This is a genomic window from Sphingomonas mangrovi (assembly GCF_047975845.1).
Lineage (GTDB): Bacteria > Pseudomonadota > Alphaproteobacteria > Sphingomonadales > Sphingomonadaceae > Sphingomonas.
Map to the genome: position 1 here is coordinate 122,407 of NZ_JBIUCZ010000002.1, position 19,164 is coordinate 141,570.

At 66.6% G+C, this 19,164-nt stretch carries 27 protein-coding genes; 1 reads left to right on the forward strand and 26 read right to left on the reverse strand.

Annotation, left to right across the window (positions count from 1 at the left end):
• Positions 1-44: 44 nt before the first annotated feature.
• From rplE to ACBY01_RS02050, 24 genes are all read right to left on the reverse strand, one after another.
• A complete protein-coding gene (gene rplE, locus ACBY01_RS01935; protein WP_125961401.1) occupies positions 45-629 on the reverse strand; it encodes a 50S ribosomal protein L5 in 585 nt (194 codons plus the stop codon).
• Complete coding sequence (gene rplX / locus ACBY01_RS01940) at positions 622-936, reverse strand: 50S ribosomal protein L24 (RefSeq protein ID WP_416459079.1); 315 nt, start codon at positions 934-936, stop codon at positions 622-624. Before rplX ends, rplE begins: the two co-directional genes overlap by 8 nt.
• Entirely contained in the window at positions 936-1,304 is a 369-nt protein-coding gene (rplN, locus tag ACBY01_RS01945; RefSeq protein ID WP_110152893.1) for a 50S ribosomal protein L14, read from the reverse strand. The genes rplX and rplN overlap by 1 nt, the downstream gene beginning before the upstream one ends.
• 291 nt (positions 1,305-1,595) lie before the next feature.
• A complete protein-coding gene (gene rpsQ / locus ACBY01_RS01950) occupies positions 1,596-1,868 on the reverse strand; it encodes a 30S ribosomal protein S17 (protein ID WP_416459080.1) in 273 nt (90 codons plus the stop codon).
• Positions 1,869-1,880: 12 nt separating this feature from the next.
• Positions 1,881-2,084 (reverse strand): 50S ribosomal protein L29, encoded by a 204-nt coding sequence (gene rpmC / locus ACBY01_RS01955; RefSeq protein ID WP_416459081.1) that lies wholly within the window; start codon positions 2,082-2,084, stop codon positions 1,881-1,883.
• Positions 2,085-2,086: 2 nt separating this feature from the next.
• Positions 2,087-2,518, reverse strand: a complete 432-nt coding sequence (rplP, locus tag ACBY01_RS01960) for a 50S ribosomal protein L16 (RefSeq protein ID WP_125961406.1) — start codon at positions 2,516-2,518, stop codon at positions 2,087-2,089.
• An 11-nt stretch (positions 2,519-2,529) separates the two neighbouring features.
• Positions 2,530-3,237 (reverse strand): 30S ribosomal protein S3, encoded by a 708-nt coding sequence (rpsC, locus tag ACBY01_RS01965; RefSeq protein WP_416459082.1) that lies wholly within the window; start codon positions 3,235-3,237, stop codon positions 2,530-2,532.
• Positions 3,237-3,614, reverse strand: a complete 378-nt coding sequence (rplV, locus tag ACBY01_RS01970) for a 50S ribosomal protein L22 (RefSeq protein ID WP_416459083.1) — start codon at positions 3,612-3,614, stop codon at positions 3,237-3,239. The genes rpsC and rplV overlap by 1 nt, the downstream gene beginning before the upstream one ends.
• Entirely contained in the window at positions 3,614-3,892 is a 279-nt protein-coding gene (rpsS, locus tag ACBY01_RS01975; protein ID WP_125961409.1) for a 30S ribosomal protein S19, read from the reverse strand. Before rpsS ends, rplV begins: the two co-directional genes overlap by 1 nt.
• Positions 3,893-3,896: 4 nt before the next feature.
• The gene (gene rplB / locus ACBY01_RS01980) at positions 3,897-4,733 is read right to left on the reverse strand and encodes a 50S ribosomal protein L2 (RefSeq protein ID WP_416459084.1); all 837 of its coding nucleotides are present in this window, start codon (positions 4,731-4,733) and stop codon (positions 3,897-3,899) included.
• On the reverse strand, positions 4,733-5,053 hold the full coding sequence (locus tag ACBY01_RS01985; protein WP_416459085.1) for a 50S ribosomal protein L23: 321 nt from the start codon (positions 5,051-5,053) through the stop codon (positions 4,733-4,735). The genes rplB and ACBY01_RS01985 overlap by 1 nt, the downstream gene beginning before the upstream one ends.
• On the reverse strand, positions 5,046-5,672 hold the full coding sequence (gene rplD, locus ACBY01_RS01990; protein ID WP_416459086.1) for a 50S ribosomal protein L4: 627 nt from the start codon (positions 5,670-5,672) through the stop codon (positions 5,046-5,048). The genes ACBY01_RS01985 and rplD overlap by 8 nt, the downstream gene beginning before the upstream one ends.
• Before the next feature lie 2 nt (positions 5,673-5,674).
• Entirely contained in the window at positions 5,675-6,424 is a 750-nt protein-coding gene (gene rplC / locus ACBY01_RS01995) for a 50S ribosomal protein L3 (protein WP_416459087.1), read from the reverse strand.
• A 306-nt stretch (positions 6,425-6,730) separates the two neighbouring features.
• Positions 6,731-7,039, reverse strand: coding sequence for a 30S ribosomal protein S10 (gene rpsJ / locus ACBY01_RS02000; protein ID WP_033921125.1), 309 nt, complete (start codon positions 7,037-7,039; stop codon positions 6,731-6,733).
• 232 nt (positions 7,040-7,271) lie between these two features.
• Positions 7,272-8,468 carry an elongation factor Tu gene (gene tuf / locus ACBY01_RS02005; protein WP_416459088.1) on the reverse strand — a complete coding sequence of 399 codons (1,197 nt, stop codon included), beginning with the start codon at positions 8,466-8,468 and terminating at the stop codon, positions 7,272-7,274.
• Between the two features lie 76 nt (positions 8,469-8,544).
• Positions 8,545-10,638, reverse strand: coding sequence for an elongation factor G (gene fusA / locus ACBY01_RS02010; protein ID WP_416459089.1), 2,094 nt, complete (start codon positions 10,636-10,638; stop codon positions 8,545-8,547).
• Positions 10,639-10,733: 95 nt separating this feature from the next.
• Positions 10,734-11,204, reverse strand: coding sequence for a 30S ribosomal protein S7 (gene rpsG / locus ACBY01_RS02015; RefSeq protein WP_416459090.1), 471 nt, complete (start codon positions 11,202-11,204; stop codon positions 10,734-10,736).
• Positions 11,205-11,254: 50 nt separating this feature from the next.
• The gene (gene rpsL / locus ACBY01_RS02020; protein WP_086129340.1) at positions 11,255-11,626 is read right to left on the reverse strand and encodes a 30S ribosomal protein S12; all 372 of its coding nucleotides are present in this window, start codon (positions 11,624-11,626) and stop codon (positions 11,255-11,257) included.
• A gap of 413 nt (positions 11,627-12,039) precedes the next feature.
• Positions 12,040-12,642 carry a DUF4142 domain-containing protein gene (locus tag ACBY01_RS02025; protein ID WP_416459091.1) on the reverse strand — a complete coding sequence of 201 codons (603 nt, stop codon included), beginning with the start codon at positions 12,640-12,642 and terminating at the stop codon, positions 12,040-12,042.
• Between the two features lie 88 nt (positions 12,643-12,730).
• Positions 12,731-13,009 (reverse strand): hypothetical protein, encoded by a 279-nt coding sequence (locus ACBY01_RS02030; protein ID WP_416459092.1) that lies wholly within the window; start codon positions 13,007-13,009, stop codon positions 12,731-12,733.
• A 115-nt stretch (positions 13,010-13,124) separates the two neighbouring features.
• Positions 13,125-14,525, reverse strand: coding sequence for a dihydrolipoyl dehydrogenase (gene lpdA, locus ACBY01_RS02035; protein ID WP_416459093.1), 1,401 nt, complete (start codon positions 14,523-14,525; stop codon positions 13,125-13,127).
• Positions 14,526-14,558: 33 nt separating this feature from the next.
• Positions 14,559-14,948 carry an acyl-CoA thioesterase gene (locus ACBY01_RS02040; protein ID WP_416459094.1) on the reverse strand — a complete coding sequence of 130 codons (390 nt, stop codon included), beginning with the start codon at positions 14,946-14,948 and terminating at the stop codon, positions 14,559-14,561.
• Complete coding sequence (locus tag ACBY01_RS02045; RefSeq protein WP_416459095.1) at positions 14,941-15,159, reverse strand: hypothetical protein; 219 nt, start codon at positions 15,157-15,159, stop codon at positions 14,941-14,943. Before ACBY01_RS02045 ends, ACBY01_RS02040 begins: the two co-directional genes overlap by 8 nt.
• Before the next feature lie 31 nt (positions 15,160-15,190).
• Positions 15,191-16,510: a pyruvate dehydrogenase complex dihydrolipoamide acetyltransferase gene (locus tag ACBY01_RS02050; RefSeq protein ID WP_416459096.1), complete on the reverse strand. Its 1,320-nt coding sequence runs from the start codon at positions 16,508-16,510 to the stop codon at positions 15,191-15,193.
• A gap of 125 nt (positions 16,511-16,635) precedes the next feature.
• Between ACBY01_RS02050 and ACBY01_RS02055 the strand changes: the two genes are divergently transcribed.
• Positions 16,636-17,091: a universal stress protein gene (locus ACBY01_RS02055; RefSeq protein ID WP_416459097.1), complete on the forward strand. Its 456-nt coding sequence runs from the start codon at positions 16,636-16,638 to the stop codon at positions 17,089-17,091.
• A 45-nt stretch (positions 17,092-17,136) separates the two neighbouring features.
• On the opposite strand, the gene ACBY01_RS02060 is transcribed toward ACBY01_RS02055, so the two are convergent.
• Together ACBY01_RS02060 and ACBY01_RS02065 are read right to left on the reverse strand one after the other, a co-directional pair.
• Positions 17,137-18,129, reverse strand: a complete 993-nt coding sequence (locus ACBY01_RS02060) for a ferritin-like domain-containing protein (RefSeq protein WP_416459098.1) — start codon at positions 18,127-18,129, stop codon at positions 17,137-17,139.
• Positions 18,130-18,158: 29 nt separating this feature from the next.
• Positions 18,159-19,118, reverse strand: a complete 960-nt coding sequence (locus tag ACBY01_RS02065) for a ferritin-like domain-containing protein (RefSeq protein ID WP_416459099.1) — start codon at positions 19,116-19,118, stop codon at positions 18,159-18,161.
• Positions 19,119-19,164 lie beyond the last annotated feature (46 nt).

Genomic DNA, 19,164 nt, shown 5'->3' on the forward strand with positions numbered 1-19,164 from the left:
TGCGGCACCGCCCCGGACGAGCCGGGGCGACACCTTCAAGAGGGTTAGGCCGCCTTCTGCTGCTCGCCGTCCTGCGCCTGCGGGAACGGGAAGCCGAACAGACGCAGAAGCTCGCGAGCCTCGTCGTCGGTCTTGGCGGTGGTGGTGACGATCACGTCCATGCCGCGCACCTTGTCGACGCGGTCATAGCTGATCTCGGGGAACACGATCTGCTCCTTGATGCCGCAGGCGTAGTTGCCGCGACCGTCGAAGGACTTCGGGTTCAGGCCGCGGAAGTCGCGGACGCGGGGAAGCGCGATCGTGATGAAGCGGTCGAGGAACTCGTACATCCGCTCGCGGCGCAGCGTGACCTTGCAGCCGATCGCCATGCCTTCACGCAGCTTGAACTGCGCGATCGACTTCTTCGCCTTGGTGACGACGGGCTTCTGGCCGGCGATCAGCTCCATTTCGGAAGCCGCCTGCTCGACCTTCTTCTTGTCCTGCGTCGCCTCGCCCACGCCCATGTTGAGCACGATCTTCTCGATCCGGGGCACTTCGAGCGCGTTCTTGTAGCCGAACTTCTCCGTCATCGCCTTGACGATGCGGTCGTCGTAGATCGACTTCATCCGCGGCGTGTACTTGTCAGCCATTGATGACATCTCCCGTCTTCACGGCCACGCGGACCTTCTTGCCGTCGCGCTCCTCGAAGCGGACGCGGGTCGGCTTGCCGTCAACGACGTGCGCGACCTTCGAGATGTGGAGCGGCGCTTCCGAGCGCTCGAGACCACCCTGCGGATTGACCTGGGTCGGCTTCTTGTGACGCACGGCGATGTTCACGCCCGAGACGACGACCTTGCCGTCCTTGGGCATCGCGCGGACGACTTCGCCGGTCTTGCCCTTGTCCTTGCCGGACAGGACGATGACCTGGTCACCCTTCTTGATCTTGGCGGCGGCCATTACAGCACCTCCGGCGCGAGCGAGATGATCTTCATGAAGCCCTTCGAGCGCAGCTCGCGGACCACCGGGCCAAAGATACGGGTGCCGATCGGCTCCTCGTTCTTGTTGACCAGCACCGCGGCGTTGCCGTCGAAGCGGATCACCGAACCGTCGTTGCGACGGATGTCCTTGGCGGTGCGAACGATGACAGCGCGATGCACGTCACCCTTCTTTACGCGGCCGCGCGGCGCGGCCTCCTTGATGGAGACGACGATGACGTCGCCAACCCCTGCCGTGCGGCGCTTAGAGCCGCCCAGCACCTTGATGCACTGCACCCGCTTCGCGCCGCTGTTGTCTGCGACGTCGAGATTGGACTGCATCTGGATCATCGATGCGCTTCCTTCTCAATGGGCCCGATCCCGACCGGCGCCCGCCTTCAAAAACGAACCCCCGGCGCGGACGATCCGCACCAGGGGGAGCGGCCCTGTAGCCGCCCCTGCGACGGAACGCAAGCGCGCCGTCGGCTTGTTCACTCTGCCGCTGCCTCCAGCCCTCCTCCCCTGCCCGTCACCCCAGCGGAGGCTGGGGTCTCCCGGCGGGAGAGGCGCTCCGCTTCCACGAGACCCCAGCCTTCGCTGGGGTGACGCAGGGCGGAGAAGCCGTCCGCAGCGTCCGGAGGCTTACGCCTCCGCCGCGACCTCGGCCGGGGTCGCGTGGGTGTTCACGCGGTCCACGACCTTCCAGGTCTTGAGCTTGGAGATCGGCGCGGTCTCTTCGATGCGCACGGTCTCGCCCTCGCGGTACTCGTTGCCCTCGTCGTGGGCGTGGTACTTCTTCGAACGGCGGATGATCTTGCCGTAGAGCGCGTGCTTGACCTTGCGCTCCACCTTAACCACCACCGTCTTGTCGGTCTTGTCCGAGACGACCGTCCCGGTCAGCACGCGCTTCGGCATGTGTGTCGTCCCTTACTTGGCCTGCGAGCGCGTACGCTCGCTCTGCAGCGTCTTGATCCGCGCGATGTCGCGACGGACTTCCTTGACGCGGCTCGGCTTTTCCATCTGGCTGGTCGCCGCCTGGAAGCGGAGGTTGAACGCCTCGCGCTTCAGGTTGCCCAGCTCGTCGGTCAGCTGATCGTCGCTCTTGGCGCGCAGATCGGTTGCCTTGGTCATCTTCAACCCTCCAGGTGCGAGGTGTCGCCCAGACGGGCAACGACCTTGACCGCGATCGGCAGCTTCATCGCTGCACGCTCGAACGCCTCGGCCGCGAGCGGGCCGGGAACGCCGTCGAGCTCGAACAGGATCCGGCCCGGCTTGACGCGGGCGACCCAGAACTCCGGCGAACCCTTGCCCGAGCCCATGCGGACTTCGGCCGGCTTCGACGAAACCGGAACGTCGGGGAACACGCGGATCCAGAGACGGCCCTGGCGCTTGATGTGACGCGTGATCGCGCGGCGAGCCGCCTCGATCTGGCGAGCGGTGATCCGCTCCGGCTCCATCGCCTTCAGCCCGTACGAGCCGAAGTTGAGCGCCGTGCCACCCTTGGCGTCGCCGTGGATGCGGCCCTTGAAGGCCTTGCGGAACTTGGTGCGCTTTGGTTGCAGCATTTTCCTAGTCCTTAGCGACGGTCATCGCGGGCCGGACGCACGCCGGAGGTCTGAGCCTCCAGCATCAGCCGGTCCTGCGCCATCGGATCGTGGCCGAGGATCTCGCCCTTGAAGATCCAGACCTTGACGCCGCACACGCCATAGGCGGTGTGGGCCTCGGCCTCGGCATAGTCGACGTTCGCGCGCAGCGTGTGCAGCGGAACGCGGCCCTCGCGGTACCATTCGGTACGTGCGATCTCGGCGCCGCCCAGACGGCCGCCGCAGGTGATGCGGATGCCCTCGGCGCCCAGACGCAGCGCCGACTGCACCGCACGCTTCATCGCGCGACGGAAGGCGATGCGGCGCTCGAGCTGGTCGGCGACGCCCTGTGCGACGAGCTTGGCGTCGACCTCGGGCTTGCGGATCTCGACGATGTTCAGCGACACGTCGGACGAGGTCATCGAGCCGAGCTTCTTGCGAAGCTTCTCGATGTCGGCGCCCTTCTTGCCGATGATGACGCCCGGACGGGCCGCGTAGATCGAGATACGGCACAGTTTGGCCGGACGCTCGATCACCACCTTCGAGATCGCGGCCTGCGGCAGCGTCTCGACGATGTACTTGCGGATCTTGAGATCCTCCAGCAGCAGCCGGCCATAGTCATGGCCTTCCGCGAACCAGCGGCTGTCCCAGGTGCGGTTGATCTGCAGGCGCAGACCGATCGGGTTGCTCTTCTGACCCATTACGCTTCCTCCACCTCGGCAACGACGATGCGCACGCGGCTGAACGGCTTCAGGATGCGGGTCGACTTGCCGCGGCCGCGCGTGGCGAACCGCTTCATGGTGATCGACTTGCCGACCGAAGCTTCCTTCACGACGAGCGCGTCGACGTCGAGGTTGTGGTTGTTCTCCGCATTGGCGATCGCCGAGGCGAGGCACTTGCGGACGTCGACCGCCATCGCCTTCTTGGAGAAGGCGAGGATGTTCATCGCTTCACCGGCGGTGCGGTTGCGGATGAGGCCGGCGACCAGGTTCAGCTTCTGAGCCGAACCACGCACCTGCGTGGCGACGGCCAGAGCTTCCTTCTCGCCGACGCGGCGGGGGGCTGCAGGCTTGCTCATCAGCGCTTACCCTTCTTGTCGGCGGCGTGGCCCGGGAAGAAGCGCGTGGGCGCGAACTCGCCGAGCTTCATGCCCACCATTTCCTCGTTGACCGACACCGGCACGAACTTGCGGCCGTTGTACACGTTGAACGTCAGGCCGACGAACTGCGGCAGGATCGTCGAACGACGCGACCAGGTCTTGATCGGACCGGCGCGCGTACCGGCTTCCTGCGCGGCCTCCGCCTTCTTCAGCAGGCTCAGTTCGACGAACGGGCCCTTCCAAACAGAACGAGCCATTCTATCAGCCCTTCTTCTTCGCGTGACGCGACCGGATGATCATCTTGTCGGTCGCCTTGTTGTGGCGCGTGCGCGCCCCCTTCGTCGGCTTGCCCCACGGGGTGACCGGGTGACGGCCGCCCGAGGTCCGGCCTTCACCACCGCCGTGCGGGTGGTCGACCGGGTTCTTGGCGACGCCGCGGGTCAGCGGGCGCTTGCCCAGCCAGCGGGTGCGGCCGGCCTTGCCGAGGTTCTGGTTCTGGTTGTCCGGGTTGGACACCGCACCGACCGTCGCCATGCAATCCGCACGGATGTAGCGCTGCTCGCCCGAGTTCAGGCGAACGATGACCATGCCCTTGTCGCGGCCCACGACCTGCACGTAGGTGCCGGCCGAACGTGCGATCTGACCGCCCTTGCCGGGCTTCATCTCGACGTTGTGGACGATGGTGCCGACGGGCACCTGGCCCAGCTCCATCGCGTTGCCCGGCTTCACGTCGGTCTTCTTGCCGGCGATCACCTTGTCGCCGACGCCGAGGCGCTGCGGCGCGATGATGTAGGCCTGCTGGCCTTCGCCGTAGGTCACCAGGGCGATGAAGGCGGTACGGTTGGGATCATATTCGATCCGCTCCACGGTGCCCTCGACGTCCCACAGGCGACGCTTGAAGTCGATGATGCGGTAGCGCTGCTTGTGGCCGCCCGCGATGCCGCGGCTGGTCACATGGCCCTTGTTGTTGCGGCCGCCGGTCTTGGTCTTGCCCTCGGTGAGCGCCTTGACCGGGCGCCCCTTGAACAGACCCGAGCGGTCGACGAGGATCAGGCCACGACGCGCCGGCGAGGTCGGGTTGTAATGCTTGAGTGCCATTACGCCATAATCCCCTGGGTGACGTCGATCGACTGACCTTCGGCCAGCGTGACGATCGCCTTCTTCATGTCCGTGCGCTTGTAGGGCTCACCCTTCCAGCGCTTGGTCTTGCCCTTGGCGACGATCGTGTTCACGCCGACGACCTTGACGTCGAACAGCGCTTCGACCGCTGCCTTGATCTCGGGCTTGGAGGCGGTCTTCGCCACCTTGAACACGACTGCGTTCTGCTCCGACACCAGGGTCGACTTCTCGGTGATGTGGGGCGCGAGCACCACGTCGTAGTGGCGGATGTCCACCGCCTTGGTCGGCTGCTTAGCCATGGAAGCGCGCCTCCAGCTTCTCGACCGCGGCGCGGGTGAGCACCAGCGTGTCATGCTTCAGGATGTCGTAGACGTTGGCGCCCCCTGCCGGCAGCACGTTCACCGCCTTCAGGTTGCGGGCGGCGAGCGCGAAGCTCGTCTCGACGGCGTCGCCGTCGATCACCAGCGCGGTCTTGCCGAAGCCCAGCTTCGACAGGTTGCCGGTCAGCGCCTTGGTCTTGCCGTCCTCGACCGTGAGGCCGTCGACGACGATCAGCGAACCCGCCTTGGCATGGCTCGACAGCGCCATCTTGAGGCCCAGCGCGCGGATCTTCTTGTTCAGCGACGGATTGAAGTCGCGAACGCGGGCGCCGTGCGCCTTACCACCGCCGATGAACACCGGAGCGCGGCGATCGCCGTGACGGGCGACACCGCCGCCCTTCTGGCGACCGAGCTTCTTGCCCGAACGCGCGACGTCCGCACGCTCGCGGGTGCCGCGAACGGTGCCGCGACGCTTCTCCAGCTGCCACGTCACGACGCGGTGCAGGATGTCGGCGCGCGGATCGAGGCCGAACACCTCGTCCTTCAGCTCGATGTCGCCGCTCTCGGCGGCGTCGAGGGTCTGTACCTTGACCTTCACGTTCAGCCCTCCTGGCCTTCGGTCGCCTCGGGAGCCGCCTCAACGGGCGCCTCGGCCGGGGTTTCGTTGCTGTTGGCGACGGCCTTCAGGCCGGCGGGATAGGGAGCCTCGGCGTGGCGCGAGACCTTCACCGCGTCCTTGACGATCAGCCAGCTGCCCTTGTGGCCCGGGACCGAACCCTTGACGAAGATCAGCCCACGCTCGGCGTCGGTCGAGACGATCTCGAGGTTCTGCTGGGTGCGGTTGCGGTCGCCCATGTGGCCGGCCATCTTCTTGTTCTTGAAGACGCGGCCCGGATCCTGGCGGTTACCGGTCGAACCGTGCGAGCGGTGCGAGACCGACACGCCGTGGGTCGCACGCAGACCACCGAAGTTCCAGCGCTTCATCGCGCCGGCGAAGCCCTTGCCCTGCGTCTTGCCCGACACGTCGACCAGCTGACCGGCGACGAAGTGGTCGGCCGAGATCGTCGCACCGACATCGAGCAGCGCGTCGTCGGCGACGCGGAACTCGCAGAGCTCCAGCTTCGGCTCGACCGACGCCTTGCCGAAATGGCCGCGCTGCGGCTTGGCAACGCTCTTCGCCTTGGCGGTGCCGGCACCGATCTGGACGGCAACATAGCCGTCGCGCTCGGCGGTGCGCTGCGCGACCACCTGAACCTCGTCCAGCGCCAGGACGGTCACGGGCACGTGGCGCCCGTCATCCTGGAACAACCGAGTCATTCCCATTTTCTTTGCGATCACGCCAGTGCGCATGACCCACTCCTCCAACAGAGGCTCGCCATCCCGGCGAGCTTGCCAACGAAAAAGGCCCCGGCCGCTTGCACGTCCCGGAGCCCCAGCCCTCTCGACAACGCCCCCGCCAGGGCCGGTCATCCAGGATCGCCGCGGACGAACCGCCAGCAATCCTCGATAGCGGGGACGCGGACAACGGCGTTCGATCCGAGGATCAGCTGCCGTTCGGTATCCCGTAGGTGCTTTCCCAGCCTCTACCGCGTCCAGGACGCGGGAAGCGAAAGCGCGACGCCTGTGGAATCACCCAAGCGTCGCGGTGCCGGCGCATTACGCCAGCTTGATCTCGACGTCAACGCCGGCGGCCAGGTCGAGCTTCATCAGCGCGTCCACGGTCTGCGGGGTCGGCTGCACGATGTCGAGGAGACGCTTGTAGGTGCGGGTCTCGAACTGCTCGCGCGACTTCTTGTCGATGTGCGGGCCGCGGTTGACGGTGAACTTGTCGATGTGCGTGGGCAGCGGAATCGGGCCACGGATCAGCGCGCCGGTGCGACGGGCAGTGTCGGCGATGTCGCCGGCGGCCTGGTCGAGCACGCGATGGTCGAACGCCTTGAGGCGAATGCGGATGTTGTTGTCCATATCCCTACCGATGCGAATGGAGGACGACCCCGGCCGTCACCCCGGCCTGAACCGAGGGCTCGTGCCGCTGGCGTGACACCGGCGGGTTGAGATCCCGGCGGAGCCGGGATGACGGAGAAAGAGCCGAAACTCAAAAAATTGAAGGGCGCCCTTACAGGTGCCTCTATAAAAAGGCAACCGCCCGACACCCCTTTTTGGGGTGCCGGGCGGCAGCTTGTCGCTGGAAGGCGACTTACTTGTTGATTTCGCTCACGACGCCCGCGCCGACGGTACGACCGCCCTCACGGATGGTGAAGCGCTGGCCGACGTCCATCGCGATCGGCGCGATGAGCTTGACGCCCAGTGCGACTTCGTCGCCCGGCATGACCATCTCGGTGCCTTCCGGCAGCTCGATCGTGCCGGTCACGTCCGTGGTGCGGAAGTAGAACTGCGGGCGATAGTTGGCGAAGAACGGCGTGTGACGGCCACCCTCGTCCTTCGACAGGACGTACACCGACGACTGGAACTCGGTGTGCGGCTTGATCGAACCCGGCTTGGCCAGAACCTGGCCGCGCTCGACTTCGTCACGGCCGACGCCGCGGATCAGCGCGCCGATGTTGTCGCCCGCCTCGCCCTGGTCGAGCAGCTTGCGGAACATCTCGACACCGGTGACGGTGGTCTTGCGGACGTTCTCCTGGATGCCGACGATCTCGACTTCCTCGCCGACCTTGACGACGCCGGTCTCGACGCGGCCGGTGACGACGGTGCCGCGACCCGAGATCGAGAACACGTCTTCGATCGGCATCATGAACGGCTTGTCGAGCGGACGCTCCGGCTGCGGGATCGACTCGTCGACCGCCGCCATGAGGGCCAGGATCGCGTCCTTGCCGAGCTTGTCGTCGGAGCCGTTGAGGGCTGCCGTCGCCGAGCCGCGGATGATCGGAATGTTGTCGCCGTCGAACTCACGCTTGGAGAGCTCTTCGCGGATTTCCATCTCGACGAGCTCGAGGATTTCCTCGTCCTCGACCAGGTCGACCTTGTTGAGGAAGACGACCATCGTCGGCACGCCGACCTGACGCGCGAGCAGGATGTGCTCCTTGGTCTGCGGCATCGGGCCGTCGGTCGCGGCGACCACCAGGATCGCGCCGTCCATCTGGGCGGCACCGGTGATCATGTTCTTCACATAGTCGGCGTGGCCCGGGCAGTCGACGTGCGCGTAGTGACGGCCTTCGGTCTCATACTCGACGTGCGCGGTCGAGATGGTGATGCCGCGCTCACGCTCTTCCGGCGCCTTGTCGATGTTGGCGAAGTCGACGGCGGCGTTGCCCGCGACGTTCTCCGACAGGATCTTGGTGATCGCCGCGGTCAGCGACGTCTTGCCGTGGTCGACGTGGCCGATGGTGCCGATGTTCAGGTGCGGCTTGTTCCGCTCGAATTTCGCTTTTGCCATTTTCCTACCTTCTGAGTCGATTCCGCTGCCGCATCAGGGGCCACGCGAACGCGGCCCCATAGCGGCTGTTTTCGGGTTACGCCAGCTTCGCCTTCACTTCGTCGGCCACGTTCTGCGGCACTTCGTCGTAATGCGAGAACTGCATCGAGTATTGCGCCCGGCCTTGGGTGAACGAGCGGAGCTGGTTCACATAGCCGAACATGTTGGCCAGCGGCACCATCGCCTCGACGACCTGCGCGTTGCCGCGGCTGTCGGTGCCCTGGATCTGGCCACGACGGCTGTTCATGTCGCCGATGACATCGCCCAGATAGTCCTCCGGGGTGGTGACCTCGACCTTCATGACCGGCTCGAGCAGCTTGATGCCGGCCTTCTGAGCGGCCTCACGCATCGCGCCGCGGGCGCAAATTTCGAACGCGAGCGCCGACGAGTCGACGTCGTGGTACTTACCGTCGATCAGGTGCACCTCGAAGTCGATGATCGGGAAGCCGATCAGCGAGCCGGTCTGCGCGGTCTCGCGGAAACCCTTCTCCACCGACGGGATATACTCGCGCGGGATGTTGCCGCCCTTGATCTCGTCGAAGAACTGGTAGCCCGAGCCACGCTCGCCCGGCTTCACCTGGACCTTCACTTCACCGAACTGGCCCGAACCGCCCGACTGCTTCTTGTGGGTGTAGGTCAGCTCGACCGGCTTGGCGAGATACTCGCGATACGCCACCTGCGGCGCACCGACGTTCGCCTCGACCTTGAACTCGCGCTTCATGCGGTCGACCAGGATCTCGAGGTGGAGCTCACCCATCCCCTTGATGATGGTCTGGCCCGACTCATGGTCGGTCGAAACGCGGAACGAGGGATCCTCGGCAGCCAGGCGGTTGAGCGCGAGGCCCATCTTTTCCTGGTCGGCCTTGGTCTTCGGCTCCACCGACAGCTCGATCACGGGCTCGGGGAACTCCATCCGCTCCAGGATGATCGGCTTGGCCGAGTCGCACAGCGTGTCGCCGGTCGTGGTCTCCTTGAGGCCCGCGATCGCAACGATGTCGCCGGCGCGCGCTTCCTCGATGTCCTCACGCGAGTTCGCGTGCATCAGGAGCATACGGCCGATCTTTTCCTTCTTGTCCTTCACCGAGTTCAGGTAGCTGCCCTTGGTCAGCGTGCCCGAATAGACGCGGGTGAAGGTGAGCGAGCCGACGAACGGGTCGTTCATGATCTTGAACGCCAGTGCCGAGAACGGCGCATCGTCTTCCGGCGGACGCGAGTCCTTGGTCTCGCCGTCCAGCTTGACGCCTTCGACGTCCGGAATGTCGAGCGGGCTCGGCAGATAGTCGACCACGGCGTCGAGCAGCGGCTGCACGCCCTTGTTCTTGAACGCCGAACCGCACAGGATCGGAACGAACGCCATCTCGAGCGTACCCTTGCGGATCAGCTTCTTGAGGTCGGCGACCGACGGCTCGTTGCCTTCCAGATACGCTTCCATCAGCGCATCGTCCTGCTCGACGGCCATCTCGATCAGGTCGCTGCGATACTTGGCAGCCTTGTCGGCCAGCTCCGCAGGGATTTCCTGATATTCGAACTTCGCGCCCAGGCTCTCTTCGAGCCACACGATCGCGCGGTTCTCGACCAGGTCGACCAGACCCTTGAACCCGCCCTCTTCGCCGATCGGGAGATACAGCACGGCCGGACGCGCACCGAGACGCTCGATGATCGTGTCGACGCAGTAGTAGAAGTTCGCACCGGTGCGATCGAGCTTGTTGACGAAGCACATGCGCGGCACGCCGTACTTGTCGGCCTGACGCCACACGGTTTCCGACTGCGGCTCCACGCCCGCAACGCCGTCGAAGCACGCAACCGCACCGTCGAGCACGCGCAGCGAACGCTCGACTTCGATGGTGAAGTCGACGTGGCCGGGGGTGTCGATGATGTTGATCAGGTGCTCTTCGCCCTTGCCCTCTTCAGCGCGCCACTTGCAGGTGGTTGCCGCCGAGGTGATCGTGATCCCGCGCTCCTGCTCCTGCTCCATCCAGTCCATCGTCGCGGTGCCTTCGTGCACTTCGCCGATCTTGTAGGACTTGCCGGTGTAATAGAGGATGCGTTCGGTCGTGGTCGTCTTGCCGGCGTCGATGTGCGCCATGATGCCGATGTTGCGATAGCGCTCGAGCGGATGGCTGCGGGCCATGATCGTTCTTCCTTAGCGATGTGGGGAGCCGATTTGGCCGGCTCCCCATCATATAGGTCGGTTGTGTTGCCAGCGGAAGACCGCCGGACCCGCTGTTACCAGCGGTAGTGCGAGAAGGCGCGGTTCGCTTCCGCCATGCGGTGCGTGTCTTCGCGCTTCTTCACCGCGTTGCCGCGGTTGTTGGCGGCGTCCATCAGCTCGCCCGACAGGCGGGCGGCCATGGTGTTCTCGCTGCGGTTGCGGGCCGAGGCGATCAGCCAGCGGATCGCGAGCGCCTGCGCACGCTCCGGACGGACTTCGACCGGGACCTGGTAGGTCGCACCGCCGACGCGGCGGCTGCGGACTTCGATGCCCGGCTTCACGTTGCCCAGCGCGTCGTGGAAGACGCCGATCGGGTCACGCTTGGCGCGCGCCTCGATGGTCTCGAACGCACCATAGACGATGGATTCGGCGACGGACTTCTTACCGTCCAGCATCACCGAGTTCATGAACTTCGAAAGAACCTGATCGCCATAGACGGGATCGGGCAGGATTTCCCGCTTTTCGGGACGACGACGACGAGCCATCTGTATTTCCTTCTAAACTTCAGCCTGGGGTGACCGCAAAGGCGGCCGGCTTACTTCGGACGCTTGGCGCCGTACTTGGAGCGGGACTGACGGCGGTCCTTGACACCCTGGGTGTCGAGCACGCCGCGCAGCACGTGATAGCGCACGCCCGGAAGGTCGCGCACACGGCCGCCGCGGATGAGCACCACCGAGTGCTCCTGCAGGTTGTGGCCTTCGCCGGGGATGTAGCTGATGACTTCGCGCTGGTTGGTCAGGCGGACCTTGGCCACCTTGCGCAGCGCCGAGTTCGGCTTCTTCGGGGTCGTCGTATAGACGCGGGTGCAAACGCCGCGCTTCTGCGGGTTCTGCTCCATCGCAGGGACCTTGGACTTGGTCTTCTGCAGTTCGCGGCCCTTGCGGACCAGCTGGTTGATCGTCGGCATGAAGCCCTTCACCTTTCAAACGGTTACTTTGCCGGAGTCGTGACAGGAATGCGCAAAGGCCACGCGGCGAGACGCCCCGGGGCCTTCGGTCTCCAACAACGTTCAGCTCTGTTCAGCAGGTCGGGGCCGGCGGGCCGGAACCATCCCATTGAACGGGCGCGGCTATACGCGTTCGCCCGGGGACGGTCAATGGCGGGGCCGCGGGCGCAGCGGGGCCGCAGACGCGGTCTGAAGGGCTCCCTCGATCCGGCGAATGCACGGATGTGTGCCGCAAGGGTCGACGTTCGCCTGCCGCGGAGCGCGTAGAGATGCCGGCCTTGGCCCGCATGGTGAGAAGGCGGGGGTTCGAACGCCCCCTGCCCCCTCGCAAAGCGACGGACGCGCGGACCCGGCCGACGCGCCCGCCCCGGTCCTTACATGGCCTGGATCTTCTGGAGATGACCCTGGACCACCTTCGCGGTGTCGCCGGCGAAGGTCTTGAGCGAGGCGGCGTCGCCGCTCGCCGCATAGCCCTGCAGCGCGTCGAGCGCCTGCTGGTGCGCGGCGACCTGCTGGCTCTTGTAGGTCGTGTCGAACGCAGCGCCGTCGGCCGCGCGCAGCGCCTCGAGGTCGGCCTTCTGCGCCGCGGTCAGCTCGGGCGAGGGTGTGACGTTGGCGGTGGCGGCCGCGGTCTTGAGCTTGGCGGTCGACTCGGTGTGGTCGTTGACCATCTGCGAGGCGAACGCCTTGAGCGCCGGCGTGGTCGCCTTGCCCTGCGCGATCTTGGCCGATTCGATCTCGAACGTGTCGCTGGCCGCCATCGTGTTGGCGAAGGACTGCGCCGTCAGCGCGGTCGAATCCATATCGTTGGCCATGCCGTCGTTGCCGATGACGGTCTCATCGTTCAGCAGCGTGTCGTTGGCCATGCCGTCGTCGGTGATCACCGTGTCGGTGTTGTTGGTGGTGGTGCGATCTCCGCAGGCACCCAGCCCCGCAAGCGCGGGCAGCACGGCACCGATCAGCAAAAGTTTCTTCATCTAGTCTCTCCTTCCGGGGAATTGCAACGCAGGCAGCAGACGGCCGTTCCCCGGCAGCGGGGTCTCGACCGTCCGGATCGGAGTCGCGTCAGCGCACCGGTGCCGAGTCGTTGGCGATCGGCAGCGCCTCGTTCGTCATCGGCATGGCGCCGCCGGCGGCGGTGCCGTTCGCGTCGGTCGCGTTGCCCATCATGCCGTCGACCCCGCCCATGTTGGTCGGGTCTTCGCCGTCGTTCGAAAAGGCCATGTTGTCGTAGCTGTCGTTGAGCACGACGTTGTTGTCGTTGGTGACGCGGACGTCTTCGCCGCCGCCGCAGGCCCCGAGCAGGGCGACGAGCGGAAGCGCGAGCAGCAAGGGCTTGGTCATGGACGGTCTCCTGTTCCGAAGGAGAACAACGTACCCCCGCGGGCGCCGTTCCCGCCCCGCTCCGATGCCGCCAAGGAGAACGGGCGGACGGCGCTTTCGCCGCCCGCCCGCCGGATCAGATGTGGAGGGCGCGGCCGTAGGCGGCGAGCACGCTCTCGTGCATCGCCTCCGAGATGGTCGGGTGCGGGAACACCGTCTCCATCAGCTCCGCCTCGGTGGTCTCCAGCGTCTTGCCGACGGTGTAGCCCTGGATCATCTCGGTCACCTCGGCGCCGACCATGTGCGCGCCGAGCAGTTCGCCGGTCTTGGCGTCGAACACCGTCTTGATGAAGCCCTCGGCCTCCCCGAGCGCGATCGCCTTGCCGTTGCCGACGAACGGGAAGCTGCCGACCTTCACCTGGTAACCCGCTTCCTTGGCCTTCGCCTCGGTCAGGCCGACGCTGGCGATCTGCGGGTGACAATAGGTGCAGCCCGGAATGTTCTTCGGGTCCATCGCATGCGGGTGCTTGCCGGCGATCGCCTCGACCGCGATCACGCCCTCGTGGCTGGCCTTGTGCGCGAGCCAGGGCGGCGCGGTGATGTCGCCGATCGCCCACAGGCCGTCGACGTTGGTCTTGCAGGTCGCGTCGGTCTTGAGGAAGCCGCGGTCGTCGATCGCGACGCCCAGTTCCTTCAGGCCGATGTCGGCGGTGTTCGGCACGATACCGATCGCGACGATGACGTGGCTGTAGTCGCCGTCGACCGCCTTGCCGTCCTTGCCAGTGATCGTCGCCTTCACGCCGTTGGCATCGGCCGCGATCTTGTCGACCTTGGCGCCGGTCAGGATCTTCATGCCCTGCTTGGTGAGCGCCTTCTCCAGGAACGCGGAAACATCGGCGTCCTCGACGGGGACGATGCGGTCCATCATCTCGACGACGGTGACGTCGGCGCCCATGTCGTTGTAGAAGCTCGCGAATTCGATGCCGATCGCGCCCGAGCCGATCACCAGCAGCTTCTTGGGCATTTCGGACGGCGTCATCGCGTGGCGGTAGGTCCACACGCGCTTGCCGTCGGCGGGCAGGTTCGGCAGGTCGCGGGCGCGCGCGCCGGTCGCGACGATGATGTTCTTGGCCGAGAGCTCGGTCGTCTTGCCGTCCTGGCCGGTGACGCTGAGCTTGCCTTTGCCGGTCAGCTTGCCGGTGCCCATGTGCACGGCGATCTTGTTCTTCTTCATCAGGTGCGTGACGCCCTGATTGAGCTGCTTGGCGACGCCGCGCGAGCGCTTCACCACCGCATCCAGATCGGCGCTGATCTTGTCGGCAGCCAGGCCATAGTCCTTGGCGTGCTGCATATAGTGGAAGATCTCGGCCGAGCGCAGCAGCGCCTTGGTCGGGATGCAGCCCCAGTTGAGGCAGATGCCGCCCAGGTTCTCGCGCTCGACGATCGCCGTCTTGAGCCCCAGCTGCGCCGCGCGGATCGCCGCGACATAGCCGCCCGGCCCGGAGCCGAGGACGATGAGGTCGTAGGTTTCAGCCATGACTAGATGTTTCCGTCCTGCGATTCTGTGAAGTTACGATTCTTGGGTGTCGACCGGCCGCGGGCGCCGGTTCTCGTCGATCGCGACGAAGACGAAGCGCGCCTGGGTCACCCGGCACTGTTCCTCGACGTGACGGCCGCGGCGCCAGGCCTCGACCTCGATCGTCATCGAGGTGCGGCCGGTCTTCACCAGTTCGGCATAGACCGACACCTCGTCGCCGACCGCGACCGGCGCGTGGAACTGCATGCCGTCGACCGCGATGGTGACGGCGCGCCCGCGCGAATGCCGCGCCGCGACCAGCCCCGCCGCCATGTCCATCTGGCTCATCAGCCAGCCGCCGAAGATGTCGCCGTACGGGTTGGTGTCGGCGGGCATGGTGGTGACGCGCAGCGCCGGCGTGCCTGCCGGAGGAGTCTCAGCCATGTCGCACCTCCCCCGCGCGGCGATGGTCGGCGACGGCGCGCTGCATCTGGCGGACGCCCAGCACGACGACGACGAACACCGCGGCCATCGTCACCAGCCGGATGTCGCCGGTGGCGGGGCGATAGGACCAGGCGGAGAGCATCCCCACCCCGACGACCGCAGCCACGCTCAGCACGATCTGTGCCGCCTCGATCGCCACGCGCGTCTTCATCGCCACGCTCCCACCGCCGACCGGCTCCGCGTCAAGCAAGCAGGCCCATCGGCTGCTCGACCAGCGCCTTGAACAGCTTGAGCATCTCCGCACCGTCCGCGCCGTCGATCGCGCGATGGTCGAAGCTGCCGGTCGCCGTCATCACCGTCGCCACGCCGAGCGCGTCGTCGATGACGTAGGGGCGCTTCTCGCCCGCGCCGACCGCCAGGATCATGCCCTGCGGCGGGTTGATCACCGCCTCGAACTGCTTGATCCCGAACATGCCCATGTTGGAGAGGCTGGCGGTGCCGCCCTGATATTCCTCGGGCTTCAGCTTGTTCTCCTTGGCGCGGCCGGCGAGCTCCTTCATCTCGCTCGAGATCTTGGCCACGCCCTTGGCGGCCGCGTCGCGGATGATCGGGGTGATGAGGCCGGTCGGGGTCGACACCGCCACCGACACGTCGGCGCGGCTGTAGCTGACCAGCTGGTCGCCCAGGAAGGTGACGTTGCACTTCGGGCTCTGCTCGAGCGCGATGCCCAGCGCCTTGATCAGCAGGTCGTTGACCGACAGCTTCACGCCGCGCACGTCGAGCGTCTTGTTGAGGTCGCTGCGCAGCTTGAGCAGCGCGTCGAGCCGAACGTCGACGGTCAGGTAGATGTGCGGGATCGTCTGCTTCGCCTCGGTGAGGCGACGTGCGATCGTCTTGCGGATGTTCGAGAGCTTGGCGACCTCGTGCGGGATCGACTCGTCGTACCACACCGCCTTCGTCTCCGACGTCGGCGCGGCGCCGCCGCTGGGGACGCTCGCTGCGGCAGACGTGGCCGCCGGAGCCTCCGCCTTCGGCGCGGCGCCGGGCTTGGCGCCCTCGACGTCGGTCTTGACGATGCGGCCGTTGGGGCCGGAGCCTGCCACGGCGGAAAGATCGACGCCCTTTTCGGCGGCGATGCGGCGGGCGAGCGGGCTCGCCTTGACGCGGCCGCCGCTGCTCGGGGCAGCCGGCGCTGCTGCGGGGGCCGGCTTAGCCTCGGCCTTGGACGCTTCCTTGGGCGCTTCGGCCTTGGGCGCTTCCGCCTTTTCGGCCGGCGCATCGGCCTTGGCCGCGGGCGCCTCGATCGCGCTCGCATCCTCGCCCTCGGCGGCGAGGATCGCGATCACGGTGCCGACCTTCACATTGTCCGAACCCTCGGTGACGAGGATCTTCGCGATCGTGCCCTCGTCGACGGCTTCGAACTCCATCGTCGCCTTGTCGGTCTCGATCTCCGCCATCAGGTCGCCGGAGCGGACGGTGTCGCCCTCTTTCACCAGCCACTTGGCGAGGGTTCCCTCCTCCATGGTGGGGGAAAGCGCGGGCATCTTGATTTCGATCGACATGGGTACAGCTGGATCCTCTCGGGGCTCTGGCCTTCCTTCGCCGTCACAGCCCCACCGGTCAACCCCGCGGGGTTGCGCGACGGGCGCAGCACGGCCACGCTTGAAACCGAAGGGGAGCGTTTTCGATGCGGACATATCTGGTGGTGATCGACGAAAGCGACGAATCGCAGATCGCGCTGCGCTTCGCCGCACGCCGTGCAGTGAAGACCGGCGGATCGGTCGAGATCCTCGCGCTGACCGAGCCGACGGAGTTCGTGCAATGGGGCGGCGTCATGGCGACGATGGAGGAGGAGACGCGCCAGCGTGCGGAGGGGTTGATCGCCGCCGCGGCGGGCACGCTGATCGAGGAATCGGGGCTGAAGCCCAAGCTGACGCTGCGCGAAGGCGACGGCCCCGCGATCGTGCGCGAGATGATCGCCGCCAATCCGGAGATCGCCGCACTGGTGCTGGGGGCGGCGGCGAGCGGCGCGCCGGGCCCGCTGGTCAGCCATTTCGCGGGAACCGATGCCGGCACGCTGCCGGTACCGGTGATGATCGTGCCCGGCAGCCTCGACCGCGAAGCGATCGACCGGCTGAGCTGAAAAAGCGACGGGCGCCCGCGCGACGCGGCCGCCCGTGCCGTTGCGTCAGTTCGCGCCGCTGGTCACGAACGCGCCGTTGACGCCCACGGGGAAGAACCCGCCGGCACCGGTCGCCGCCGCGTTCAGGTAGACGATGTTGAGGACCTGCGCGGTCGACCGGCTGAACGCGATGCCGTTCGCATCCGCCGGCACGATGTTCGCGGCACCGTCCATCGTGATCCCCTGGTCGAGATCGCTGCTGCCATCGAGCGAATCGCGGGCATCGCTGATCTGGTTGGCGGAGGTGATCAGGCTCGGCGTCTCGATGCCCTTGGCATAGAGCGTCGTGCGGATCAGGCCCGCGTGATAGGCCTCTGCCGCCAGGATTCCTGCCGATGCATCGATATAGGTCGTGCTGGTGATCAGCGGCGCCGCGCCCTTGTAGGCGGACACGCCGACGTCCTCGAAGATATAGGCCGCGAGCAGGAAATTCTCGTCGCTGGCATAGGGATCGAACGTCTCGTTGCCGCCGATCACGCCGGCCGCGCGCGCCGCCGCGGTGAACGGCCCGTTCGCACCGCCGCCGATATCGATCGCCGGCTGCGCCACGGCCGCACTGCCGAGCGCCTTGCGCAGGAACGCGACGTGCGCCTGCTCGTCCGCCGCGATCTCGCGGGCATATTGCGCAACCACCGGATCGGTGAAGGTCACCGCGCGGCCGCCCTGGATCGCCCCCGGCTTGCCCACACCGCTGAGCAGGCTGCCCGGGATGCTCGCCCCGGTCGTGGCAAAGGAATAGAACTGCGCCTCAAGATATTCGAGGTTCAGCGCGAAGTTGAGGATGTTGACGTCCGAAGAGCCGGAGCTCGCACTCGGAGTGGGGGTCGGCGTCGGCGAGGGGGCCGGCGCGAAGTCGTCGTCATTGTCGTCGCACGCGGCGAGCAGCGACAGCCCGCCCGCCATTGCCGTGGCGGTGCCTGCGTAGCGCAGGAACTGACGCCGTTCGGCACGGCGCTGCTCGATCGCCTGGACGACCTGGCGCTTGGATTCGATGTTCATCGTGGATCTCCCTGATCGAACCCGCGGGCTCAGTTCGCCGCGCTGCTGCGGATGGTGCCGTTGACGCCGGCAGGGAAGAACCCGCCCATGGTGGCTGCGGCGTTGTTGAGGTAGACGATGTTGAGCACCTGCCCGGTGCTCCGCCCGAACGCGAGACCGTCCGCATCGAGCGGTGCGATGTTCGACACCGGCCGGTCGCCACTGGTCGGGGAGATCCCCTGGTCGCGATCGTCGGCGCCGTCGAGCGAATCGCGCGCGTTCGAGATCGCATCGGCCGAGCTGCGCAGCATCGGCGTCTCGACGCCCTTGCTGTAGAGCGTCGTGCGCAGGATCGCGGCGTGGTACGCCTCGACCGCCAGGATGCCCGCGGCCGCCTCAAGATACGCCTTGTTGGTGATCAGCGCCGCCGCACCCTTGTACGCAGACACGCCGACGTCCTCGAAGATGAAGGCGCCGAGCAGGAAGTTCTCGTCGTTGGCATAGGGGTCGAAGGTCTCCCCCGTGCCGATCAGCCCCGCTGCGCGTGCGGCATTGGAGAAGGCGCTGGTCGGCGTCGCGCTGACGTCGACCGCCGGCTGCGCCACGGCGGAAGTGCCGAGCTGGTTGCGCAGAAACGCGACGTGTGCGCGCTCGTCCACCGCGATCTCGCGCGCATATTGCGCAACGACCGGGTCCTGGAACGCGACGCGGCGACCGCCGCGAACCTCGCCCTGGGTGCCGGTACCGCCGAGCATCGCCTGCGGAAGCCCCTCGCCGGTCGCGGCGTAGCTGTAGAACTGCGCCTCGAGATATTCGAGGTTCAGCGCGAAGTTGAGAATGTCGGCGTCGGTGACCGCCTGCGCACGCGCCGGCTCGGACCGCGACAAGGCCGCGACGCCCGCAGTGGTCAGTGCCGTCGCGCCCAACGCGCGCGAGAAAAATTCCCGTCGGTCGTTCCGACGCTGCACGCGCGCGTCCAGTGCTTCGAGGATCGTATCGGATTCAGTCATTGGGTCCTCCCTGTCGAGGTTACCTTCGTGCGGCACCGGACAGTAT